Here is a 23656-nt window from a genome sequence, read left to right as displayed (position 1 = left end):
CGGCGCCAATCAATGCCACGGCATCACAACAGCCGGGCATGTTGCAGCACCGGCATGGTGCGTTTCAATTCGTCAACCAGCCCGGGCTCCATCTTCACTAGTACGGTGGCTGGGCCCGAATCCTGGCAGGCCAGCACCCGGCCCCAGGGATCGATCACCATGCTGTGGCCCCAGGTCTGGCGCCCCGTCTCGTGGGTCCCGCCCTGATTGGCGGCCACCACATAGCACTGGTTCTCGATGGCGCGGGCCCGCAGCAGCGGCTCCCAGTGCGCCTCGCCGGTCACGGCGGTGAAGGCGGCAGGCACCAGCAGCACGCGGGCACCGGCCCGGGCCAGCCGGCGATAGAGCTCGGGGAAGCGCAGATCATAACAGATAGAGAGGCCGAGGGGACCAAAGGGGGAGTCCAGCACCACGCACTCCTGGCCGGGGCTGAAGGTCTCGGACTCCCGATAGCGGCCGTGATTGTCCGCCACGTCCACGTCGAACAGGTGGATCTTGTGGTAATGGCCCCTGAGCGCCCCCTCGGGATCGAACACCAGCGAGCTGGTGTGGATATGGTCGGAACCGGCGATGGTGGTGGGCATGGCACCGGCCACCAGCCAGATGCCGTAGTCACGAGCCCATTCGGCCAGTTGCTGCTGGATCGGGCCCTCACCTATGGTTTCGGCCCCGTCCAGATAACCCTGACGCTCGCCAAACAGGGCGAAATTCTCCGGCAGCAGCACCAGCAGCGGCCGTTCACTCGGCAGCAGGGCCAGCTCGGCGGCGATCTGTGCCCGGTTATCCTGCCAGTGACGGCCTGATATCAGCTGTATTGCGGCTAACCACATGACACGCTCCTTGTGATTGGGCAAGCCGCCGGACTCTGCATCCTCGGCTTGCGGGGGAATCCCTGCACTATGAGGGGTTCGGGCCCGGGACGAAAGGGTTTTGGCACCGCGATGCCGCTCCTCAGCGCTGGGCAGGCCCGCCGTGTTTGGGTGTCAGCAGGAAGGGGGTGACCTCCTCGGTGGGCAGATTCGGCGCCACCGCATCCACCGCCTGTTTCTGCTGCTGGTTGAGCTTGATACGGGCGCGATCCCGGCCCGCCTCGATCAGCTTGGGGTCGTCCAGCGGGCCCGAGACCCGGAAATCGATGCGAGTCACCACATCCACCACAGGCTCCAGCAGCTTGGAGAGCGCCAGCACATAGAGCCCGGTGATCGGGGTCAGGGAGAAGGCCGCCACCACCGGCAGGGTGCCCCCCAGGTTCGGCGAGAAGCTCAGATCGTAATCGAGGCGCCAGCGCACCAGATCGGCGACACCCTCGCCACGCAGGTTGCCGGCGGCCCCCTTCATGTAGAAGTCGTTGTTCTCCACCACCCCCTGCTTGATCTTGGCGGAGGCCGACATGGATTCGAAATAGAATCCCTTGTCGAAAACATCGCGAAAATCGAGGCGCAGCTTGCGCATCAGGGAGTCGAGGCTCAGCAGGGAGAGCAGGCGCGCGCCCTTGTCGTTGACCTCCCGCAGGGTGCCTCCCTCAAGCTGGTGATCGGCACTGCCTGCCAGGGTCGGCAAGTCCAGTCGGTAGGGCACGTCACGCCAGCTCAGATCCAGCGCCAGCTTGCCCGGCGCGTCGCCGATGGGCGAGGTGAAGCCGAGTCGCTTGAGTAGCAGTTCGCTGTTCTGGGTGCTGAGGTGGGCACGAACCCGGGTCTGCATCTGGCCGGGCTGCGCCAGCCACTCGGCGCTCCCGCTCAGGGTGCTGCCGGCCAGCCGCATCTCCAGCCCCTTGAGATCGAGCCGGTTGGCGCCGGGTACCAGTTCGCCTTTCAGCTCCCCGAGGGGCAACTCCCCGAAGCGACAATCCACGCAGCTGAAGGTGAGCCAGGGGATGGCACCCATGATGGCCTTGTCCTGACGGGCATCGGGCTCGGGGCTGAGATCGGATCCCTTGCCTGACCAGTGAATACGAGCAAACTTGGCGTCGATGGGCTGTCTGCCCGTCACGGGAATGCGCACCACCCCCATCACCTCGGGGCTGTCGATCATCACCTCGGTAGCCAGGTTCACCGGCCCCACGGTGAAGTGCACCGCCTTGAGGTTGGCGCTGCCGATATCGGCCCGGGCGAGCAGACCATCGACCCCCCACTCCTGGGGCAGGAAGGCAGGGCCGACCACCGCGTTGCCGCTGGTCTGCGTCCCCTTGCCCGGCAACCAGCGCGTGAGCCGCGCCAGCCAGCCGGCCACGTCGGCCTGGGGCTGATTGATGGCGAGCAGCATGGGCTTGTCTTGCAGCACCCGGGCCCCGGGCTGGCCGACGTTGACCCGCACCCGGCTGAGGTAGGGAGCCCCCTCGCCGTACACCAGACGGCTCTGCATATCCACATCGGCCCCCAGCACCGCGCGAATGTCGGCACTGCCGTCGCGGCTCCGTGCCGTGACCTTGAGGGGGAGCCTGCTCTCGGGCGCCTTGGTCAGCGGCACCGGCAGATCCAGCCCCATCCCCTGCAGGTTGGAGTCCAGCGCCAGCTGGAAGCTGAAGGCATTGTTCTCGGGCAGGGTCAGCCCCAGGGTCCCCGTCCAGTTGCTGCGACCCTTGAGCATTTCGAGGGCGGGAATGTCCTGGCGCTGGCGGCGGCTGTCCCAGAGTCCCTTGAACTTGAGATCCGCCTGATAGCCGTGGGGCAACTGTTTGCCCCGGTAATCCAGGGTCAGCGGCTGGTTCCACAGGCTGGCCTTGAGGTTGCTGAAGTGCGTGTGCTCGTTGTCGTATTCGAGTCGTCCCTGCACCTTCTCCAGGGGCAGATCCAGGGTGGCGATCCTGACACTGTTGTCATGGAAGCTCGCCTCCCCGCTGGCCTTGACCTCGCCCTTGCCATCCAGCGGTATGTCGAGCTTGACCGTGCCCTCCATGGGACCACGGATCTCGATCTCCCGCAGCGCCTGACCCACAGAGCCCGCGAGGGGAGAATCCTGCAGGTAACCGCTGATGGCCTGTCCCTCCCCCCGGACCTTGGCATCCACGTAGAGGTGCGCCCCGGGGGAGAGATCCGGGATCCAGGCATGCACAGCGTCGGATCTGGCCTTGCCGAGGCGAGTGGCGCTGCTGCGCATGTCCAGACCCGCGTTCTGGAACAAGAGATCGATCTGCAGGTCGGTGAGTGGCTGCCAACCGGGGAAGAACTCGTAGGTGGCCTGCTCCAGCGGTACGGCGACCTGGAAGACCCCCTTGCCGTTGTCGTAAGGGAAGTCCCGGAACTCGCCATACCAGAGCAGGTCCGCCCCCTTGGCCTTGCCCCCCTTGATGGCACCGCTCAGGTAGTCCACCAGACCGTCGCTCATCACGGCCAGCGGATAATAGCGATCCGCATGGGCCGCATTCTTCACGTCGATGCGGCCGGTCAGGGCGAGGAAGGGATGTTCGAACAGCTCGAGGCGGAAGCGGCTGGCGAGGCGCAAGTCCTCGTTATCCAGCGCAATGTCCTGGCCGTAGAGCACCCAGCCTTGCGTCTCGCGCCACCAGTCGAGGCGCGCAAAGAGGCTGTCCACCGGGATCGGCACCTTGAAGTGACGGGCGGGATCCACCTTGCCCTTGCCCAGGGTCAGGCGGGCGCTGCCCCCGGCCGGGGTCAGCCAGAAGTCGCCGTCCAGTTTCTGCAGGCCGGGCACGTCGTGCCAGGCCTTGGTCTCGAAGCCCCTGAGCTGGCCGCTCAGGGAGAGCCCCTGCCAGTCGCCATCGGCCTGCAGCACCAGCTCCTGCAACTTGCCCTTGGGCTGAGTATGTTTGAGGGTCTTGGTCAGTTCGGGATAGAGGCCGGACACCAGCTGGCTCAGGTTGGCGACCTGGTCGAGATCGATAGCGGGCACATAGCCCTGGATGCGGGAGCCGACCCGCTCTAGCTGCAACCGGCTCTGCAGCCAGGTCGCCCCGTCGAGCTTGAAGGTCACGTCGTGGCTGGCGAGCTGCCACTCCTCACCGTCGCGCCGCAGCTGGATCTTGCCGCCTCGCAGGTCGAGCCGGTGCGGCTCACCCTTGATCTCGTCCTTCCAGATCAGGTGGTTGTTGCCAAAGGCCAGCAGGGAGTTGCCGAGCCTCCCCCCCTCGAACTCGCTCCACAGCTGGAAGTCGAGCTGGCCGGTCACCCTGGGTTCGCCGGCATAGATCCGCGCCAGCATGGGACTGACGTCCAGCTCGCTGGCACCCAGGTAGAGCTGGCCCTTGAGCTTGTCGAGGCGCACTTGCGGGGCATCCACGTCGATGATGAGATCCAGGGTGCTCTCGCCCACCCCGTTGATCAGGTAGGCCTTGCCCACCCCCTGATGGCGCTTGCCGCGATTCTGCCAACGCAACTGGGCGATGTTGAGGGCACGCACCTCCCCCAGTGCCGTGGTGATGCTCAGGCGGCTGTCGTGAATGTCGAAGGTGGAGAGCTGGGTCAGCAGGAAGCGCAGCAGGGCCGCCTGCTGGCTGGGATTCTTGTCATTTTCCGGTGCCGCCGGCTGCGCCAGATCCAGCGCGATGTCGCCGTCGCTCAGCAACAACTGGCCGAACACCGGCTTCCAGTCGTTGAGGGAGCGCCAGAAGTCGAGGTGGGCCCACACCTTGCCGAGGCGCAGGGAAAAACGCCCCGAATCGGGGGCGATGGCGAGCTCTTGCAGCTCGAGAGCCGGGCCGCGCCGGGTCCAGCTCAACCCGACGTGCTCGACGCTCACCTCCAGCTGGTTGTCCCCCAGCAGGGTCGCTATCACGGCCTGCCGGTGCTGGTTGAGCAGGGGACCGCCAAGCCGTACCACGCTGACCAGGATGGCCAGCAGCACGAAGAGGACTCCGAGGGCCAACCAGCCCCGACTCAGCCAGCGATAGATCAATTACATCATCACCACATCGAATTGTTCCTGCCCACAGAGCGGCTCCGTCACCACCCTGACCTGCTTGCCGATGAAGACTTCCAGCTCCGCCAGACTGTGGGACTCCTCCCCTCGCAGGTAATCGGCCACCGAAGGCGCCGCATAGACGGTGAACTGATCCGCGTCGTAGGCACGGTTGACCCGGATGATCTCCCGCAGGATCTCGAAACAGACCGACTCCACCGTCTTGACCCGCCCGCGCCCCTTGCACTCGGGGCACTCGGAGCAGAGCACGTGTTCCAGGCTCTCCCGGGTGCGCTTGCGGGTCATCTCCACCAGGCCGAGCTGGGAGAAGCCATTGACGTTGGTCTTGGCCCTGTCTTTCGCCAGCGCCAGCTCCAGGCTGTGCAGCACCCGACGGCGGTGATCCTCGGACTGCATGTCGATGAAGTCGATGATGATGATGCCGCCCAGGTTGCGCAGCCGCAGGTGGCGGGCAATGGCGGCGGTGGCCTCGACGTTGGTGTTGAAGATGGTCTCTTCCAGGTTGCGATGGCCCACGAAGGCACCTGTGTTGATGTCCACCGTGGTCATGGCTTCAGTCTGGTCGATGATGAGGTAACCGCCGGATTTCAGCTCCACCTTGCGCTCAAGGGCACGCTGGATCTCGTTCTCCACATCGTAGAGATCGAAGATGGGCGACTCGCCGGAGTAGTACTCCAGCTTGCTGGCCAGCTCGGGCACATACTCGCCGGTGAAGTGCGAAAGCAGCTCGAAGCTCTGGCGGGAATCGACGCGGATCTTGTCGAGTTCGGCGCCGACGAAGTCGCGCACCACCCGGAAGGCCAGGCTGGGATCCTCGTAGAGGATCTTGCACGGCGGGTACTTCTGCTTGCGCTCCAGGATCTTGCGCCACAGGCGCTTCAAGAAGGCGGCATCCTGCTCCAGCTCCTGCTCTCCCACCCCTTCGGCGGCGGTGCGGATGATGTAACCACCCAGCTCGTCCACATAGCCCGCCACGGTGCGCTTGAGGCGCTCGCGCTCCGCTTCGGACTCGATGCGCTGGGAGACGCCGACGTGAGCACTGCCCGGCATGAAGACCAGATAGCGGGACGGCAGGGTAATGTCGGTGGTGAGGCGGGCGCCCTTGGTGCCGAGCGGGTCTTTCACCACCTGCACCATGATGTCCTGGCCTTGGCGCACCAGCTCGGCGATGTTGCCCGCCTGGAACTGCTCCTTCTCCTTGATCGCCACGCACTCGGTGTGGGGCACTATGTCGGAGGCGTGCAGGAAGGCGGCCTTGTCCATGCCGATGTCGACGAAGGCGGCCTGCATGCCGGGCAACACCCGACTGATCTTGCCCTTGTAGATGTTGCCAACGATGCCGCGCTTGGCCTGACGTTCTACATGCACTTCCTGCAGCAGCCCGTTCTCGACCAGGGCGACCCGGGTCTCTGAGGGGGTGACGTTCACCAGCAGTTCTACTGACATAAGTTACCTTGCCTTTCTAGTTTTGAATTCTGGCACGACGAACAACGGGTAACTCAGCAGCGAACTGCTGACGAGGGGATTACCGAGTCTGCTCGAGGTGCTGCTTGATCAACAGATCCGTCTCCAGCAGGGGCAGGCCGACCACGGCGCTGTAGCTCCCCTCGATGCGGCTGACGAACTTGCCGGCTATTCCCTGGATGGCATAGGCACCGGCCTTGTCACAGGGTTCACCGGTGCGCCAGTAGGCCTCGATCTCGGCCTCGTCCAGCTTGCGGAATGCCACATTGGTGGTCACCAACCGCACATCGCAGCGATCCGGGGTAGCCAGTGCCACCGCCGTCATCACCTGATGGACCTTGCCGGAGAGCGCTTCCAGCATGTCTTTGGCATCGAGCAGGTCGGAGGGTTTCTCCAGCACCCTGTCTCCCAGCACCACTATGGTGTCGGCGCCCAGCACCGGCAATGCGGTCGGGGCCGCGGCCACACCGGCCATCGCCTTGTCACGGGCCAGCCGGCAGACGTAATCCTGGGGCTTTTCGCCCGCGTCCCGCTGCTCGGGCACATCCAGCCTGAGCACCTCGAAGCGGTAGCCCAGCTGGGTCAGCAGTTCATGCCGGCGGGGTGAGCCCGAGGCGAGATAGAGTTGCAGTTCGTTGTGCTTGTTCATATTCACTCAATGAGGCGAGACGCAGTTACAATCCGTTGTTTTTGCTCATGTTCACTTGATATTGAAGCGACGGCGTACCTTGCGCAAGACCATAAAAATCCAGGGCCATATTAACATCGTCGTCAACGTCGACCAAAAATAGGCCAGATTGAGACTGGCACGGCTGAACAGGTGCTCGGCCCAGAACACGGTGATCTTGCCCACCAGGGAGAGCAGACCGATGATCAACGCCTGCTGCCAGAGGGAGAAGTTGCGGATCTTCTGGAACTGGAAGGCCGCCAGATAGGTGGTGATGGCCATGGCCATGGCCCTCACGCCGAGCGTGCTGCCGAGCAGCACGTCCAGCAGCAAGCCAGCCACCCAGGCGGTGCCGACGTTGGCCCGATGCGGCAGCGCCAGCGCCCAATAGATGAGGACCATGGCGAGCCAGTCCGGCCGGAAGGGTTCGAATTGAAAGGGAAGCGGCAGGATCGAGAGACACAGGGCCAGCAGGATCGAGATCCAGATCCAGATCCTGCCGCTGGCGGGTTGCAGCATCAGCGCGTCGCCTCCGCCGCCGAGGTAGCCGTCGCCGCAGAGGGCGTCGCGGCAGGCGCCAGGGCATCGTCGTCATGCACTTCCGGCTTCTTGTCGGTCCACAGCAGCAGCAGGTAACGCAACCTGTCCAGCGCCACCAGCGGCTTGGCCTCGATCTGGGCGAAGGGCTTGCCCTCCACGTAATCGGATCGGGTCACGGTCGCCACCGGATAGCCTTCCGGGAAGCGGCCGCCGAGGCCCGAGGTGACCAGCAGATCGCCAACCTGGACGTCGGTGTTGCGCGGCAGGTTGCGCAGCTCCAGCTTGTCCAGCTCGCCACTGCCGGAGGCGATGGCGCGCAGATCGTTGCGCAGCACCCGCACCGGGATGCCGTGGCTGGAGTCGGTGATGAGCAGGACTCGGCTGGTGGTGGAACCCACGTGCAGCACCTGGCCGACCACCCCCTGATCGTTGATCACCGGCTGGCCGTTATAGACGCCATCCAGCGCCCCCTTGTTGATCAGCACCTGATGGCTGAAGGGGTCGGAATCCACCGACAGCAGCTCGGCCACCATCTTGCGGGACTCCTTGTGCACAGGCGAACCGAGCAGTTCGCGCAGCCGCTGGTTCTCATGCTCCAGCTGATCCAGCTTGAGCAGGCGGGAGCGCAGGGTGAGCAGTTGCTGCTCCTGCTGCTTGGTCTGCTCGATCAGGCTGGATCGGGTCTGTACCTGAGTCGACATGGTGTCGAGCAGGGTACCGGGCGCATTGGCGATGTATTGCAGCGGGCTGACCAGCGAACTCAGATAGACGCGGACATGCGTGAACACACCGAAGCGGGAATCCGCGACGATGGCAGCGACAGAGATGATGACGGCGAGAAACAACCGTAACTGAAGCGAAGGGCCTCTACCAAAGATGGGTTTCATGAGTCGTCAAAAAAGAGCCGGCGCTCGGCCGGCTTTGGGTCTTATTCGTAGTGGAACAGATCGCCACCGTGCATATCGATCAGTTCCAGCGCCTTGCCACCGCCACGGGCGACACAGGTGAGGGGATCTTCAGCCACGACGACCGGGATGCCGGTCTCTTCCATCAGCAGACGGTCGATGTCTTTGAGCAGGGCGCCACCACCGGTCAGCACCATGCCGCGCTCGGAGATGTCGGACGCCAGCTCGGGCGGGGACTGCTCCAGGGCGACCATGACGGCAGAGACGATGCCGGACAGCGGCTCTTGCAGCGCTTCCAGGATCTCGTTGGAGTTCAGGGTGAAGCTGCGCGGTACCCCTTCGGCCAGGTTACGACCACGGACTTCGATCTCGCGCACCTCTTCGCCCGGGTAGGCGGAGCCGATCTCGTGCTTGATGCGCTCGGCGGTGGCTTCCCCGATCAGGCTGCCGTAGTTGCGGCGCACGTAGCTGATGATGGCTTCATCAAACTTGTCGCCACCGATGCGCACGGACTGGGAGTAGACCACCCCGTTCAGGGAGATGATGGCCACTTCTGTGGTACCACCACCGATGTCCACCACCATGGAACCGGTCGCTTCGGAGACCGGCAGGCCGGCACCGATGGCGGCGGCCATGGGTTCATCGATCAGGTAGACCTCGCGGGCACCGGCGCCCAGCGCGGATTCCTTGATGGCACGGCGCTCGACCTGGGTGGAGCCGCACGGCACGCACACCAGCACACGGGGGCTGGGGCGGAAATAGTTGTTGTCGTGAACCTGCTTGATGAAGTGCTGCAGCATCTTCTCGGTCACGTAGAAATCGGCGATCACGCCGTCTTTCATCGGACGAATGGCGGAGATGTTGCCTGGGGTACGACCCAGCATCTGCTTGGCGGCATGACCGACGGCAGCGACCGATTTGGCGTTCCCGCGCTCTTGGCGAATGGCGACAACTGAGGGTTCGTTAAGGACGATCCCTTGATCTTTTACGTAGATCAGGGTGTTGGCAGTTCCCAAATCGATCGACAGATCGTTGGAAAAGACGCCTCTGAGCTTTTTGAACATGGCTACGGGAAATCCTAAGAATTTGGAGGTGCAGAAAACCGGCTAACTTTACCAATGCCCACCCCAATGGGCAAGCGCTCAAACTGTCGCCAGTCAATCAAGCGCGACAAAAATGCGAGTCATCACTCACCCGCTCAGGCCGACAAACACTACGAAACAAGGAGATAAGACGCAGGCTCACCCCAAAGCGCCCCTCTCCCCGTCCCCATATCATTTTCAGGGCATCACTTCGCGGCGATAAATAATGCGATCGTTGCCCCTGTCCCGACCGAAAATGGCCTCACCCAGCAGGCTATTCGGGTCGGAAAGCCAGAGCGGGGCGGATGGTTGCAACAGCTGGTTCTCGAGCACTACCTGATAGGGGATACGAACAGCCAAATTCGGAACTGGTGCGGAAAAATGCAGCAAGAACTCACCTTTGTTTGCCGTCGCTACACTGGCTGGCGCAGCCAAACCACTGAGCGTCAAAGTGCTACTGAAAGATTGCGGCGGCATGGTTCCTGGTACCTGACCCGTGACCTCATAAGAACCGTTGTTGAAACTGATCTTGCGCGTCGGATCCAGGCGGGTTGTCGGATCAAAACCATTATTGGCTAGAGAGATCTGGGTACACACATCCTGCTGATTGACTCGCCACAGGCCCCCTTCGAAATATTGCGCCTGCAGTGGCAGCGCCAACGGGGCGCTGGCGACCCCTTGTCTGGTACTGGCCAGCAGGCGGCCGTAACGCAGTTGCTGGCTCCCAATTTTGACAGCGTTGCAGTTGCTCCCACAGGTACCGGCTCCATCAGCTTTCATGTCTACGCCAGCCAACAGTGTATAACCGCCGTCGTTGTCAGCCATCTTGACCCCGAAATCGAGCGACGGCAGCGGATCCTCGGCGCTGGCGCCGCGATCGAAGCGGGTATTGGCCAGCGGGATCGCCTGTTGATTGACGCTGGCAACCCCACCCACCCAGCTCAAACCCGGAGCCATACCGATACGGGCAGAGCGATCCACCCCATCGTTTCCGTTTTCCGCGACCAAGCTGACGCTGCCTTTGGCAAACTCACCTTTGTAATTCAGGGTGGTGCCCTGCTGTGCGTTACGGGCCGTGATGGCAAAACCGCTGGCGAAGGGTTGTCCCATGTAGCTGAACGGCGTGCAGGCCGGTGTGATAAAACCCCCGCTCAGGCTGTATTCGCTGGGGACGAAGCGACCAAGAGGCACACTGGTGGCGGCGGGGATGGTGTAACCGAAGTAGCCTGAGGCCGGCGGCGTCGCCGTCATCTGGAAGACCCCGACCTCATTGACCGATTGGCTGACGATGTTGAGGTTGTTGCTGCCTATTGCGTTTGAGTGGTCATAGCGGGGCGTGCCGACCACCGCCTCCTCACCGGGTTTAGGGGCCACCAGCTTGCTGCCGAGCACGATATTGGTCAGCGCGAAGTTAGGGGTCGCCAGATTGCCGCTGCAAAGATCGGTGTCGTTATCGGCCTGCCAGGCCACGCCCTGGATATTCAGTGAGAAGGTCTCCCCGGTTTTCTTGAATACCGGGCAGTTGGCGGCGTAGTCAGCATTGCCCGCATTGGCGCTGCGGATACATTCCCCCTGCGGGGCCTTGATGCAAAGTCCCACGGGGCGGCTGACGAAGGCATCCGCCCCCGTCATCACCAGCCCTGCTGTGTCGCCACTACCATCGTGGCGGGCATTGAGCTGCACCCTGCCCGCGTCCAGGTAACGCACATCCTTCAGCGTGGTTTCACCCTGCTCATTGAAATAGAGAACCATGGTACTCGGAGTCCCGGCCGCGGTGGCAATGGCCGTATTATCAATCCTTATCTGACTGCCAAAGAGATTGGTCGCAGGCTCTTTGTAATCACTCCAGAAGCTGATTCTTTTACTCTGCTGCTTAAAACCGGGCACGCACTGCTGGCTCACATCGTCTTTCTTGACCGCCGTCATCACCACCTGTTGTGGCTTGTTGGCCAGGGTATCCAGCACGTCGAACACGAAGCCGCTGTCGGCAAAGCTCAGGGTACAGGCGGCGGCGCTCAACGCCCCGCTACCCGCCCGGCACAGGGTGGTGTTCAGGGGGTTGGTGGACGGAGTTGAACCGCTCACCCCAACGGTCACAGCTCCTGACAAGTTGTTGCGTAGTTGCAGGGACGTGCTGCCACCACTGAAGCTCACCATGGCGCTGCTGCCGTTGTAGCTCACCTGACCGCTCGCTATCCAGCCATTGCTGCCACTCTTTGCCGGTATCAGGGCGGCGCTCACCGGGTCCGTGAACAGCTGGCTGCAGCTGGCATTGGCGCAGGCACGGATAGTCAGGGTCTCCGGGTTGCAGGTCAGGGCATTGCCGCTGTGGTCAAACTCGAAGTGATCGATCGCCGCGGTGACGGGGGGGACATCTTGTCATTTATGGCGGTGGTGCCAGACATAAACAGGGAGCGACTGGTCGTTCTACCGTTGATAACGCTCGCGTTATTCATGTTCAATGCCTGATCGGCATATACCAGGCCGTTGACCAGGCTTTCACCATTCAAATTGACATTCTGGTATCCAAACAGCAGCACAGATCCCGTCTTGGCCGCGTTGAGACGCCCGCCATTAAACTCCACCGCGTTGACGAAGATACGTACATTGCCCCGGGTTTCAATCTCCCCGCCCTGATTGACGACGAGTCTGTCTATCCAATAATCCCCGGCGGGCAGTACCACTTTTGCTCCCCCCAAAGCGAGAGACTGGATTCTGTACTCTTGACGGGTGCTGGAGAAAGTCAGGGTGCAGGCACTGTAGAGGCTGATAGTCCCGAACTGGTATTGGCTGGCACTACCCAGCGTCAATTGCTGCCCACTATTACAGTGACCGATGTCACCATCACTGCCCGAACTGCTCAGGAAGCTGTTATCCCCCGAGGTAGCCAATCCACGTATCGGGTTTCCGGTGATGGTGCAGAGCCGACGCGAGCCATTGGCATTGTCGCACGCATCCAGCGGCATGCCAGAACCCTGATTCGAGGCGCAAAAATTCAAGGCCACCCCTCCGGTCCCGGTGATCTTGGCCTGATTGTTCTGGGTCAATGCGGGATAGCCCAGGCCATTGCAAGAGGCACTCGTATTGCCGCGGTGACCCTGGGCAACGGCAGGGAAATAGAGATTGTTGTCTATGGTCTCAAAGCCATGAGCCACGCCAGACAGTAGCGTGAGAGCCAATAGCCAGCGCGTCATGGATTCACCCCATCAAAGGCTTCCGCCACCAGGGTGCGGCTGACGGCAAAGTCCGGACTGGGATTGTTCAGATCGCGACGACCGCAGGCGCCCGTGCTCTGAAAGCGGTAACCGGTCTGGGTGACCCCAGCCACACTGACCACCACCGGCTTGCAGGTCAGTACCACGTTGCAATCCACCAGCCCCGGGACTGCAAAGGGGATGGATGTCAGGGCGACGCACTGTTGCGCGCCCCAGTGATCATTGGGGTAGAGGCGGTAGAGACCCACCTCCAGCCCGCTCTGGGCCGCCATCAGGGCACGCACCCCGCGCACCTCCACCGTATTCTTCTCGCCGCTGTCCACCAGGAAGCGGCCCATGGCCGCCGCCAGCAGAGCCATGACGACAATGACGAAGAGCGCGATCATGATGGCGCTGCCGCGCTGGGGCGCCTGCCTGCGAGGGGGCCTAGGGAACATTGAGCGTCTCCAGCTTGTGGTTGAAGAGGACGCGCTCGCCGCGCTGCTCGAACTCCATCCGCAACCCCACCTCGCTCTGATTGAAAGCGGCGGGCTCACGGTAGAAGTAATAGGGCGAAAAACGGATATGCTCGGCCATCAGGACCGGTGTGCTCCCGCGAATGTCAGTGCCGATAGCGGCGCTGGCTCGGGTCAGGGCGGCATTCATCACGCAGTAACGCACCTGTTGGCGGGCAAAATAGATACGCTGCCCCGGCGACTCCTTGGCGAAGGAGCCATCCACCGTCAGCGGTAGCGCCCCCGACACGGATGCCCCAACAGAGGTGACGCTGGCCACACAGTTGCCATGGAGGCACCCCTGCTCCAGGGTGATATTCGGATCGGCAAGGGGATAGACGATGGCCAGGTCCTTATTCCGCTCGGGCAGCACGTCCGGCACCACTATGGTGAGCCCGGCGCTGGCCGCGGAGCCCAGATAGCGGCTGGCGGTGGCGATGGGCCAGAAGCGCAGACAGGCCCCCTGATCCAGAGGGTTGCCCGCCTCATCCTCGATGCGCACCGAGCCCGGCACCGCATCGCGCAGCTCGCGGTTGAGCCGCTCCAGGGCGAAGCGGGCATCGCTCATCAGCTGCTCCCGGCGGCTGGCATCCCCGTAAATCTGGGTGCCGATACCGATAAACTGGCTGGTAAAGGTGGCCATCACTCCGAGCAACAAGATCACCATCACCAGTTCCACCAGGGTGAAGCCCCGTGCAATGCGCTGGCTCATCAGTAGTTACCCCGGTAGAGCGCAAACTCGACTTCACTGCGATCAGGCAGCCGCACCGTCAACTCGATACGCTTGCCGATGGACGAGGCACCCTTGCCTGCACTGGCAAACAGGTCATCAGCCGTGACACGGATCTTCAGCTGATAGTGGCGATACTCCTCGTCGCTGGCGCTGGCAGAGCTCTGGGTGAACTGGTTGGCGTCCACCCAGTTACCCGCAGTATCGAAATCATCCACGTCGTTGAAGGCGTAGGGGCGCGTCTCACCCCCATCCGGACCGTAATCGGCGACTGGGGTGCAGGCGGGATAGATCTCGGGAGGCGTGCCGACGGTCTCGCCGCAGCGAAAACGGCCGCCATTGTGATCCGAGTGTTCATCGAAGGATTTTTGCAGCACCTCGTTCAGGATCCGCTGGGCCAGCTGGGCGGCCCGCACCTGCTGCACCGGATCCACTGACTGGGGCGCCTGATTGATGAGAAGCCCCAGAATGCCGGTGAGCGCGATGGCCAGCAGCACTATGCCGACCACGAATTCGATCAGGGTGAAGCCGCGACGGGCCTTAAGGGAGGGCATGGATATAGCCCTCGGGTTCGATGCGCAGCCGGGCGCTCTCCCGACCGTCGCTCACCACCAGATCGCAATAAGGAACGCAGGTTGGCGGAGAGAGGGGGCGGCCGGTGTGTTTATCGAAACGAATACCGAAGTCAGATTGCCAGTTTAGGGTTACCGACACGCCAGTGTTCACGATGTGTATCGGCGCAGAGACAGCTCCATCAGCCAGTGCAACAGAGTAGTGCCAAAACTGTCCCGGTTTAACCTGAAAAAAGGTTTGTCTGGCACCATTAATGCCTGGATTAGAGGGCTCATTCATATTGATGGTCTGCACCAGTCTCAGCCGGGCCACCATTTCATCGCGCAGGGTATGGGTTTCAAAGCCGCCTTTGCCCAGCCACTTGGGCACGGCAAAGGCGGCCAGAATCCCGAGCAACAGGATTACGATCACCAGTTCTATCAGGGTGAAGCCCTTGGCTGTCGTCATTCACGCTCTCATCGGGAATATCGTGGATAAAGAAAAAGCGAGGCCGAAGCCTCGCCAGCACAACATTATTATTCGCAGCCCACAAGAGTAGTTACTGCAGCGGTAGTATCATCCGCCTCTTTGTAGTTCACGGTGCATTTGGAGCTACTGGTGGAGAACACATAGTTACCAACAGCGCTGGATACCTTGCCACTCCAAGAACCGTCAATGGTGACTGCATTCTTGATACCTGCATCGGTTGCCGCCGGATAGCCATACACAACATCAATGTTGGTACCGTCGCTGCTGCTGACCGCATCAGAAGGCTCACGCTCAACCCCTTCCAGAGCTGACTTGCTATAGACCAGCTGGGCCGAACTGCTCACTGCTGCCTGCACGCCCTGCGCGGCAGACTTCTTGGCGTCATCCTGCAGATTCAGGAACTTGGGCGCGGCGGTGACCGCCAGAATGCCCAGGATGATGATCACGATCACCAGTTCGATCAGGGTAAAACCCGCCTGCTTTTTCATTACGTTTTCCTCGGTTTATCAATTGATATGGGTGGTCACCTGGCCGGAGGCCGGGCGGTAACTGAAACTCATGTAGGCATCGGTGCTCCCTTGCGGGTCCTGATAGCGCCCATCACTTCCCTTGCTCAGGCTGTTGACCAGATAGTAACGGCAGACCGAATCCAGTCCATTGTTGCTCACCGTGGCATAGAACTTCAGGTCATTGCCGCTACCGCGCACCTCGTCAAAGTTGGCAGTAGCCTTGGGAGGATTCTGCAACAAGCCCTCCCAAATATTGAGACAGCGGGTCGCCGTCAGATTGGCCGGGTCCACATCGGGAGCGCCGCTCGCCGCCGTGTCCATGGGATAACCGGGGGAGAGCTCGCCATTGCTGACCTGGCTGTCGGTCGGCGTGGTCAGATAGAAACGGGAACCGTCGTACAACACAGTGTTGAGGCTGTCCTGCTTGGCACGACCCTCGGCTTCCCACTGGGCCCGCACCAGGGAGACCCCGGTGGCGAAACCGCCGGACACCCCTTCCACGCTGGCCTTCTTCGCCTCGTCGGTCACGTCGAGAAAACGGGGCAAGGCGGTGACGGCCAGGATCCCCAGGATCACGATGACGATCACCAGCTCTATCAGGGAAAAACCGGCCATCTGACCTGGTCCCTGGCCGGTGCTCACTCTCTTTGCTGCCATGCTACCTCCGTAATGGTCCGCATTATTTCATGCAGATAGAAAAAAATCATGTGGCTGAAGCACTTGAGAGATCGCCTCACGGCTTTGACAGTACCCGGCCATCGCTGAAACTGTAGCGCAACCAATGCCCCTCCCAACCAAACTCGCAGCCGCCCCCATCCTGGCTGGCGAGGGCCTGCCAGGATGGCGACCCCGGATCGTCCGGGCCGATCAGCATCAACCAGAGCTGGCGGCAGTTCCCGGACGGGGACTGCAGCGGCAACACCGCCAGCGGCCAGCCCCGTTCATCGAACTGCCAGGCCACCCCCTCTGCATGCAGCACGGCGGGTCGCCGCTCATCGAGCCAGCGCCCGTGCAGTCGCTGGGCCCGCTCGGCAAACTGCTCCCCCAGCAGGCTCAGGCTGACCGCCAGCGCCTCTGCCCTGTGGCTGCGATAGCTCAGGGCCAGGGTGCCAAGGATGACCAGCAACAGGGCACAGACGACCATCCGCCTGTAGCCCCCCAGCCAGCGCTCATCCTGCTCGGTCTGTCTGCTCATGCCTCTCTCGCCCCTTGTCTACCGCAAACAGCATGCATCACTGGCCCCTACCTTGAGGAGTGAAGATCCCGCGGCCTGTCATTGACCGCGCACCGCTCGCATCATGTCCCACCATCAGGGGAGTGAAGATACCGCCTACTGACCGCGCACCGCTCGCATCATGTCCCCCACCAGGAGGAGTGAAGATGCTGAACCACATCACTGGCCGCGAACCGCTCGCATCATGTCCCACATGGGCGTGAAGATACCGAGCGCCAGCACCAGCACCATGACGGCCACTATGCCGATGAGGATCGGCTCGATGCGGGCGGTGAGGCTCTTGAGGTCATAATCCACCTCCCGCTCGTAATACTCGGCCGCCTCGTGCAGCAGCTCGTCCACCTGGCCCGTCTCTTCCCCCACCGCGATCATCTGCATCACCAGAGGGGTGAACAGGCCGCTGGCGCCGGCGGTGCGCAGCAGGCTCTCGCCTCGCTCGATACCGCCCCGCATGTCGCGGATCTGCCCCGCCATCCAGGCGTTGTCCACCGCATCGGCCACCAGGGTCAGCGCCGTGTTCAGCGGCACCCCGGCCTTGAGCATCATGGAGAAACTGCGGGCGAAGCGGGCCAGCAGGGAGCGCTCTATGATGGTGCCGACGATGGGCAGCCTGAGCTGCCATCGGTGCCAGGTCAGCTTGCCCCGGGCCGTGGCGACCCAGCGCCGCCAGCCGACGATCGTTCCCACCAAGATCGCGAGCAGCAGCCACCAGTAGTGGACGAAGAAGTGGGAGGTGGCGAGCAGGATCCGGGTCGCGAGCGGCAGCTCTACCCCGAACTTGGCGAACATGCCGGCAAACACCGGGATCACCATGATGTTGAGGATCACCATGGCGATGCCGATGGCTATCATCACGAAGCTGGGGTAGCGCATGGCAGTCTTGATCCGCTTGCGGGTCTCCAGCTCCAGATCGAAATAGTTGGCGAGCTGCAGGAAGGCCTCCTCCAGCTGGCCGGTGTTCTCGCCGACGTGGATGATGGCCACGAACAGGCTGCTGAACACCTTGGGGTGAGCCTGCATCGAGCTCGACAGCGGCCGCCCGTTGCCAAGATCCTCCCCCAGGGCGTGCAGTGCCCGCTTGAGGGGCTTGCTGTGGGCGCTCTCCTCCAGCCCGGCGATGGCACGCAGTATGGGGATGCCCGCCCGGGTCAGGGCATACATCTGGCGGCTGAACACCACCAGCTCCTCCAGCTTGACGCCCCCCTCCAGCAGCAGGGACCAGTCGATGGCGGCGGATCTGGCCTTGCCCGCCTTCAGCTCGATAGGCATCACGCCACGGCGCATCAGTTGCTCGGCGGCGGCCAGCTCGCTGGCGGCCTCCACCACGCCGTTGACGGCATTGCCCTGGCTGTCGCGGCCCTTGTACGCAAATGATCCCATGACTTAGCCCAGATCCTCGGCCAGCCGCAGCACCTCGTCCACCGAGGTGATCCCCTCCCGGGCATAGTCGAGGGCAGTCAGGGCCAGCGGCCGGTAGTGCTCGTGCTCGCGCGCCGCCCGGGCAAAGCCCTCGGCATCGTTGCGACGCAGGGCATCCATCATGGATTGATCCAGCTCCAGCAACTCGTAGACCCCGATCCGGCCCGCATAGCCGGTGAAGTTGCAGCTCTGGCAGCCGCGCCCCTTGCGATAGACGTGCTGACCCGGCATCTCGCCGGAGAGCGCGCCAAGCCAAGTGGCCTGCCCCTCATCCGGTGCCGTCTCACAAGCGCAGTGTTCGCACACTCGCCGCACCAGCCGCTGGGCCACCACGGCCCGCAGGGCGCTCGCCACCAGATAGCCGGGAGCCCCCATGTCGATGAGGCGCAGGGCACTGGTGACGGCGTCGTTGGTGTGCAAGGTGGTCAGCACCAGATGGCCGGTGATGGCACCGCGCAGGCCAATCTCCACCGTCTCGTTGTCTCGCATCTCCCCCACCAGCAGGATGTCAGGATCCTGGCGCAGGGTGGAACGCAGCACCTGGGAGAAGGTGAGGCCGATCTTGTGATTGACCTGCACCTGGTTGACGCGAGGCAGCCGGTACTCCACCGGATCTTCCACCGTGATGATCTTGTGGCTGGCCTGGTTGAGTTCGGAGAGGGCGCCATAGAGCGTGGTGGTCTTGCCGCTGCCGGTGGGCCCCGTCACCAGTATCATGCCGTGCGGGCGCTTGAGCTGGCGGCGGAAGCGGGTCAGGATGGCGGGTGGCATGCCGGTCTCGGCCAGCGACAGTATGCCGGTGGATTGATCCAGCAGCCGCATCACCACGGATTCCCCGTACTGCACCGGCATGGTGGACATCCGCACATCCACGTCACGACCGCGTACCTTCATGGCGAAGCGGCCATCCTGGGGCAGCCGCTTCTCCGAGATGTCGAGCCCGGCCACCAGCTTCAGACGCAGCACCAGCGCCTGGGCGATGCGCACCTCGCTCAGGATGTTCTCGTGCAGCACGCCGTCGATGCGCTGGCGGATGCGCAGCACCTTCTCGTCCGGCTCGATATGAATGTCCGAGGCTCCCACCTGCACCGCGTCTTCGAACAGGGAGCGCAGCAGCTTGGCCACCGTCGCCTCCCCCTCGTCGGCCCCGGCGTTGAGGCTGCTGGCACCCAGCTCGAAGCCGGTCTCCTGATGCTCCTCGTGCAGCTGCACCGCGAAGTTCTCTATCTCCCGGGTGCGGCGATAGAGGCGGTCGAAATACTCCAGCAACTGGCCTTCCCGGGCCACCGCCAGCACCAGCTCCCGCGGACTCAGCAGGGCGGCGATGGCATCGAGGGCGCTCAAGTCGGCGGGATCCGACATCACCACGGTGACCTTGTCGTCGCTGAGGTTGACCGCCAGCGCCCGGTAGCGGCGCGCCTGCACCTCGGGCAACAGGGTCACGGCCGAGGCGTCTATGGTGAGGTTGTTGAGATCGAAGAAGGGCACATCCAGCTGACGGGCGAGGAAGGTCAGCAGTTGCACCTCGCTGATGAAGCCGAGATCGATGAGGGTGGTGCCCAGCTTGCGGCCGGTGTGGCGCTGCTGCTGCAGGGCGAGCTGCAACTGATCATCCGAGATGATCCGCTCCTGTACCAGTAGGTCGCCGAGGCGCATTTTCAGTCTGGGTTGTGCCATGCAAACTCCAAAAAAGTGATCCCGGCTGCCCGTCAGGGGGCAAGCTGTGCAATTCGCTGTTCCAGCCAGCGGGTCGAGGCCTCGCCCAGGTTCCCGTGCAACTGGGCGTTACGATAGGCATCCAGCGCACGCTGGCGATGGCCCTGGCCATCCTCGGCCACGCCGAGCCCCAGCCACCAGCGCCCCTGATCCGGCTGCTGGCGCAGCAGCTTGACGTAGAGCTCCGACGCCTGGGCAGGCTGACCCAGCTCCTGGGCAAGCCCGGCCCAGGTGGCGTAGTAATCCAGATTGGCGGCCAGATCCGGTTGATAGCCGGTCAGCCAGTCCAGCGCCTTCTGGCGATCACCGCCACCGATGGCCACCCGGGCCAGCAGCAGACGCAGGTCGGCCTGCTCGGGATCCAGTCTCAACCCCTCTTCCAGCACCTGGCCGGCCTCCGCCAGCCGTCCCGCCCCATAGAGCAGGCCAGCCAGCTGTTCCCGCGCCCCCTGATTGTGCGGGTCATGGACCAGCACCTCGTAGTAGTTGTCCTGCGCTTCCTGCATCTGACCCTTGGCCATGGCGGTGGTCGCCTTGCGCTCGGCCAGGGCCGCCAGCTCGGGCTCGGAGAGCTCCACCGTCTCTATCTTCAAGATTCCGGGCTTGCGCGGGGCTGTCGGCACTGGCGCCTCTTCGGCATCCTGCTCGGCCGCCAGCTCGGCATAGAGATCCGGCTGCAACTCTTCGTCGCTCGGGATGACGTCATCCTCTGGCGGCGTCTCGGCCAGGGTCTGCGGCGCCAGGTCAGCGGTGTCGCTTGCCCTCGCCGCTATGGAGCCATCCACCCCAACCGCCCCGGAAGCAGCAGCCACCTGGGGTGCGGGGGCAACGGCAACCACCTCGGCGGCAGAGGAGGCAGGCAGCGTCTGCTCACCGCTCGCCGGGACGAGCCGGGTAGTCAACTGAACGGTCGACTGCGCCGTCCGCTGGCTCTGCTGCCAGTAGATCCAGGTACGCCAGCCGAGGATGGCCAGCGCCAGGGTGCACAACAGGGTCAGCACCAGCATCCACCACCCCTGCTGACGCACCGGCGCCACATAGACGGCGGCGCCCTCGGATCCTGACTGACGCTGCTCCAGATCTTTGAGCATCTGATTGATCACGCTCATGACCAGACTCCATAGGTCAGGGCAGCACCCAGCAGCAGCAACAGGGGCCACCAGCGTACCAAGGCGCCACGGCGGGCGTCGTCGGTATCGCGAACGGCGAGTCGCACCAGGGCGCTGTCGATCCGGCGCACCCCGCGGCCATAGGCCAGCATCAGGCACTTCTGGGCCAGCACGTTGATGAGCCGGGGAATGCCGCGGGACGCCCGCCACAGCAGGCGCAGGGCCGGGCCGCCAAACAGCGCCGCCCCGCGATAGCCCGAGACATGCAGCCTGTGCTCCAGATAAGCCCGGGTCTCGTCGCACCGCAGCGGCCGCAGGCAGTAGGAGAAGCCGATGCGCTGGCGCAACTGGCGCAGGTGGGGCTTGGCCAGCCGGACATCCAGCTCAGGCTGGCCGAACAGCACGATTTGCAACAGCTTGCTGGACTCCGTCTCCAGGTTGCCGAACAGCCGGATGGCCTCCAGGGTCTCGTCCGGCAGGGCCTGCGCCTCGTCGATCAGCACCACCACCCGGCTCCCCTGCTGGTGCAGGGTGATGAGGTGACGATGGATGCGATCCGTGAGATCCAGCTCGCTCTCTCCCTGCACCGCCAACCCCAGTTCCAGGGCCAGGGCGGTACGCAGCTCCCCCGGGGTGAGGTGGGGATTGGGCAACCAGGCCAGGCGCACCGGGCACGCCTCGGAGCCAAGCTCGCTCAGCAGCTTGCGGCAGAGCAGTGTCTTGCCGGTGCCCACCTCGCCGGTCACCTTGATGAAGCCCTCCCCCTGCGCCAGCGCCCAGTTCAGCACCTGCATGGCCTCCTCGTGGGGAGGCAGGCCGTAGTAGAAGCCGGTGTTCGGGGTCAGGCCGAAGGGCGCCTCCTGCAAGCCGAAGTGACTCAGGTACATGAGTCGTCACCGGCCTGGGGGCCTGTCGTGGCACAGAGCCACGGGCCGTAGGGGGCAAGGCCAATCGCATGCTGGTTCATGGCTTAGCCCTTGGGCGGATACCATTTGTCGAGCAGCTCGGAGGAGCGTTGCAGCTCCTGCTGCCAGGTATCCTTCTCCACCACGGTCGGCTTGAGCAGGATCACCAGCTCGACCTTCTTGGTGCTCTCCCGGCGGTTGGTGAAGGCCTCGCCGACCCAGGGGATGTCCCCCAGCAGCGGCACCTTGCTGACGATCTCCTGCTTGTCGGTCTTCATCAGACCGCCGATGACGATGATGTCGCCGTTGTTGGCCTGCACCACGGTATCCGATTCACGAATGGCGCTCTTGGCGAGCGGCAGCACCAGGGGATCCGCCGTGCCGACGTTGATGGTCTTGTTCTGCTCCTCGGTGTCGATGACGGAGGGGTGGATGTGCAGCAGCACCCGGCCTGCCTCGTCGATCTGCGGGGTAACGTCCAGGGCGATGCCGGAGAAGAAGGGGGTCAGCTCCACGTTCGGCGTGACGATGGGCGCCGAGTTGCCCGAGGTGGTGGTGGTGGTCGAGGCGTTGGTGACGAAGTATTCGTCTGTCCCCACCTTGATCACCGCCTTCTGGTTGTTGGTGGCGGTGACGCGCGGGCTCGAGAGGGTGTTCACGTCCCCCTGGGTCTTGAGCAGGCTGACCGCCACGTTGAAGTTGCCATCGGAGATGGTGAAACCGGCGCCGCCCCCCAGTGCCCTGAAGATCTGGTTCGGGGTCGAGGCGATGGGGCTGTCGAGCAGGGAGCCGCCCCCCGTGATGCCCTTGTTGCCGTCCCAGCTGGCGGAGAGGCCGCTCCAGTCCACCCCCTGCTCGTAGCCCTCGTTGAGGGAGACCTCCAGGATCCGCGCCTCCAGCACCACCTGGCGCTTGAGGTGTTCGCCGGACTGATCCAGAAACTCGCGCACCGCTTTCAGCTCTTTCGGATAGGCACGCACGGTGACCAGCCCCGCCTGGGGACTGGTGATGACGGCTCGTCCGTCTCCCGTACCGATCAGGGTCTGCAGGGCGTCCCGCAGATCGGTCCAGTAGTCGTTGTTGCTGTCCGTTTCGATCCGGGTGCCGTTGCTGTTGTTGCTGTTGCCGTTGTCCCCGTTGGAAGAGCCGAGGTTGTTGTTGCCGCCGTTATTGTTGCCGCTGCTGTCGACGTTGTTGTTGCCGTTATTGTTGTTGTCGTTGGCGGTCACCCCGCCGGTACTGACCGAAGTCCGGGAGAGGCCGCGACGGGCCATCATCAGATAGTTGACCGGGATGGTCTCGGTGCGCAGACCCGCCGGATAGACATGAAACACGTTGCCCTTGCGCTGCACGTCGAAGCCGTACATGTCGCCGACCGTGGCCAGCGCCTCCTGCAGGGTCACGTCTTTCAATTCTACCGAGATGGCACCGGCCACCCCGGGGTGGACGGCCACGCTGTAGCGGGAGCCCTTGAACAGGGAACCGAAGAACTCCACCGCATCGACGTCATGGGCCGCGATACGCAGCCGTTTCTCCGGAACCGCCAGGGGCTGCTGGGGACGGTTGAGCTGCAGCAGTTCGCTCTGCACCGAGGGAGGCAGGGTAGTCAGCGGCGCGGTCGGGGTCTGCTCGTTCATGGCCTGCTTGAGCGCGTCTTTGGCCTGCACCCAGGGCGGGATCGCACTTTGTTAATGAAATTTGAACAGGCAGATCGTCTGTGATCTAATCGCGTCTCCATGCAGGAGGCA

The 23656-nt window shown here is 63.3% G+C and carries 20 protein-coding genes and 1 pseudogene; all 21 read right to left on the bottom strand.

Features of this window, described 5'->3' with window-relative positions:
* Nucleotides 1-23: 23 nt before the first annotated feature.
* Nucleotides 24-830 (bottom strand): carbon-nitrogen hydrolase family protein, encoded by an 807-nt coding sequence (locus BN1127_RS05985; RefSeq protein WP_042648849.1) that lies wholly within the window; start codon nucleotides 828-830, stop codon nucleotides 24-26.
* Nucleotides 831-951: 121 nt separating this feature from the next.
* On the bottom strand, nucleotides 952-4854 hold the full coding sequence (locus tag BN1127_RS05980; protein WP_042648848.1) for a YhdP family protein: 3903 nt from the start codon (nucleotides 4852-4854) through the stop codon (nucleotides 952-954).
* Nucleotides 4855-6324 carry a ribonuclease G gene (gene rng, locus BN1127_RS05975; RefSeq protein WP_005328020.1) on the bottom strand — a complete coding sequence of 490 codons (1470 nt, stop codon included), beginning with the start codon at nucleotides 6322-6324 and terminating at the stop codon, nucleotides 4855-4857. It abuts the gene before it with no gap.
* Nucleotides 6325-6403: 79 nt separating this feature from the next.
* Nucleotides 6404-6991: a Maf family protein gene (locus tag BN1127_RS05970; protein WP_005328019.1), complete on the bottom strand. Its 588-nt coding sequence runs from the start codon at nucleotides 6989-6991 to the stop codon at nucleotides 6404-6406.
* A gap of 51 nt (nucleotides 6992-7042) precedes the next feature.
* Nucleotides 7043-7528: a rod shape-determining protein MreD gene (mreD, locus tag BN1127_RS05965; RefSeq protein ID WP_005328018.1), complete on the bottom strand. Its 486-nt coding sequence runs from the start codon at nucleotides 7526-7528 to the stop codon at nucleotides 7043-7045.
* Nucleotides 7528-8436: a rod shape-determining protein MreC gene (gene mreC / locus BN1127_RS05960; protein ID WP_042648847.1), complete on the bottom strand. Its 909-nt coding sequence runs from the start codon at nucleotides 8434-8436 to the stop codon at nucleotides 7528-7530. Before mreC ends, mreD begins: the two co-directional genes overlap by 1 nt.
* A 41-nt stretch (nucleotides 8437-8477) precedes the next feature.
* Entirely contained in the window at nucleotides 8478-9518 is a 1041-nt protein-coding gene (locus BN1127_RS05955) for a rod shape-determining protein (protein ID WP_005308111.1), read from the bottom strand.
* 216 nt (nucleotides 9519-9734) lie between these two features.
* Nucleotides 9735-11717, bottom strand: a complete 1983-nt coding sequence (locus BN1127_RS05950; protein ID WP_331418918.1) for a DUF6701 domain-containing protein — start codon at nucleotides 11715-11717, stop codon at nucleotides 9735-9737.
* Nucleotides 11718-11848: 131 nt separating this feature from the next.
* A complete protein-coding gene (locus BN1127_RS23060) occupies nucleotides 11849-12730 on the bottom strand; it encodes a hypothetical protein (protein WP_042648846.1) in 882 nt (293 codons plus the stop codon).
* Nucleotides 12727-13188, bottom strand: a complete 462-nt coding sequence (locus BN1127_RS05940; protein WP_042648845.1) for a hypothetical protein — start codon at nucleotides 13186-13188, stop codon at nucleotides 12727-12729. Before BN1127_RS05940 ends, BN1127_RS23060 begins: the two co-directional genes overlap by 4 nt.
* The gene (locus BN1127_RS05935; protein WP_042648844.1) at nucleotides 13178-13957 is read right to left on the bottom strand and encodes a PilW family protein; all 780 of its coding nucleotides are present in this window, start codon (nucleotides 13955-13957) and stop codon (nucleotides 13178-13180) included. Before BN1127_RS05935 ends, BN1127_RS05940 begins: the two co-directional genes overlap by 11 nt.
* Nucleotides 13957-14529: a prepilin-type N-terminal cleavage/methylation domain-containing protein gene (locus BN1127_RS05930; RefSeq protein ID WP_042648843.1), complete on the bottom strand. Its 573-nt coding sequence runs from the start codon at nucleotides 14527-14529 to the stop codon at nucleotides 13957-13959. Before BN1127_RS05930 ends, BN1127_RS05935 begins: the two co-directional genes overlap by 1 nt.
* Nucleotides 14516-14995 carry a type II secretion system protein gene (locus BN1127_RS05925; RefSeq protein ID WP_042648842.1) on the bottom strand — a complete coding sequence of 160 codons (480 nt, stop codon included), beginning with the start codon at nucleotides 14993-14995 and terminating at the stop codon, nucleotides 14516-14518. The genes BN1127_RS05930 and BN1127_RS05925 overlap by 14 nt, the downstream gene beginning before the upstream one ends.
* 68 nt (nucleotides 14996-15063) lie before the next feature.
* Complete coding sequence (locus BN1127_RS05920; protein ID WP_042648841.1) at nucleotides 15064-15504, bottom strand: prepilin-type N-terminal cleavage/methylation domain-containing protein; 441 nt, start codon at nucleotides 15502-15504, stop codon at nucleotides 15064-15066.
* Between the two features lie 18 nt (nucleotides 15505-15522).
* A complete protein-coding gene (locus BN1127_RS05915) occupies nucleotides 15523-16182 on the bottom strand; it encodes a prepilin-type N-terminal cleavage/methylation domain-containing protein (RefSeq protein ID WP_042648840.1) in 660 nt (219 codons plus the stop codon).
* Between the two features lie 76 nt (nucleotides 16183-16258).
* Nucleotides 16259-16720, bottom strand: coding sequence for a hypothetical protein (locus BN1127_RS05910; RefSeq protein ID WP_042648839.1), 462 nt, complete (start codon nucleotides 16718-16720; stop codon nucleotides 16259-16261).
* A 198-nt stretch (nucleotides 16721-16918) separates the two neighbouring features.
* A complete protein-coding gene (locus BN1127_RS05905; RefSeq protein ID WP_042648838.1) occupies nucleotides 16919-18139 on the bottom strand; it encodes a type II secretion system F family protein in 1221 nt (406 codons plus the stop codon).
* A gap of 3 nt (nucleotides 18140-18142) precedes the next feature.
* Nucleotides 18143-19855: an MSHA fimbrial ATPase MshE gene (gene mshE / locus BN1127_RS05900; RefSeq protein ID WP_042648837.1), complete on the bottom strand. Its 1713-nt coding sequence runs from the start codon at nucleotides 19853-19855 to the stop codon at nucleotides 18143-18145.
* A 32-nt stretch (nucleotides 19856-19887) separates the two neighbouring features.
* Entirely contained in the window at nucleotides 19888-21003 is a 1116-nt protein-coding gene (locus tag BN1127_RS05895; protein WP_042648836.1) for a tetratricopeptide repeat protein, read from the bottom strand.
* Nucleotides 21000-21890, bottom strand: a complete 891-nt coding sequence (locus tag BN1127_RS05890) for an ExeA family protein (protein WP_042648835.1) — start codon at nucleotides 21888-21890, stop codon at nucleotides 21000-21002. Before BN1127_RS05890 ends, BN1127_RS05895 begins: the two co-directional genes overlap by 4 nt.
* An 83-nt stretch (nucleotides 21891-21973) precedes the next feature.
* Nucleotides 21974-23584: pseudogene (gene mshL, locus BN1127_RS05885) on the bottom strand (pilus (MSHA type) biogenesis protein MshL); the annotation flags it as partial.
* Nucleotides 23585-23656: the final 72 nt, after the last annotated feature.

Origin of the sequence: Aeromonas media (genome assembly GCF_000819985.1) — a bacterium.
In the GTDB taxonomy this organism is placed as follows: Bacteria; Pseudomonadota; Gammaproteobacteria; order Enterobacterales; family Aeromonadaceae; genus Aeromonas; species Aeromonas media.
This window is presented reverse-complemented; position numbering and strand designations above follow the sequence as displayed.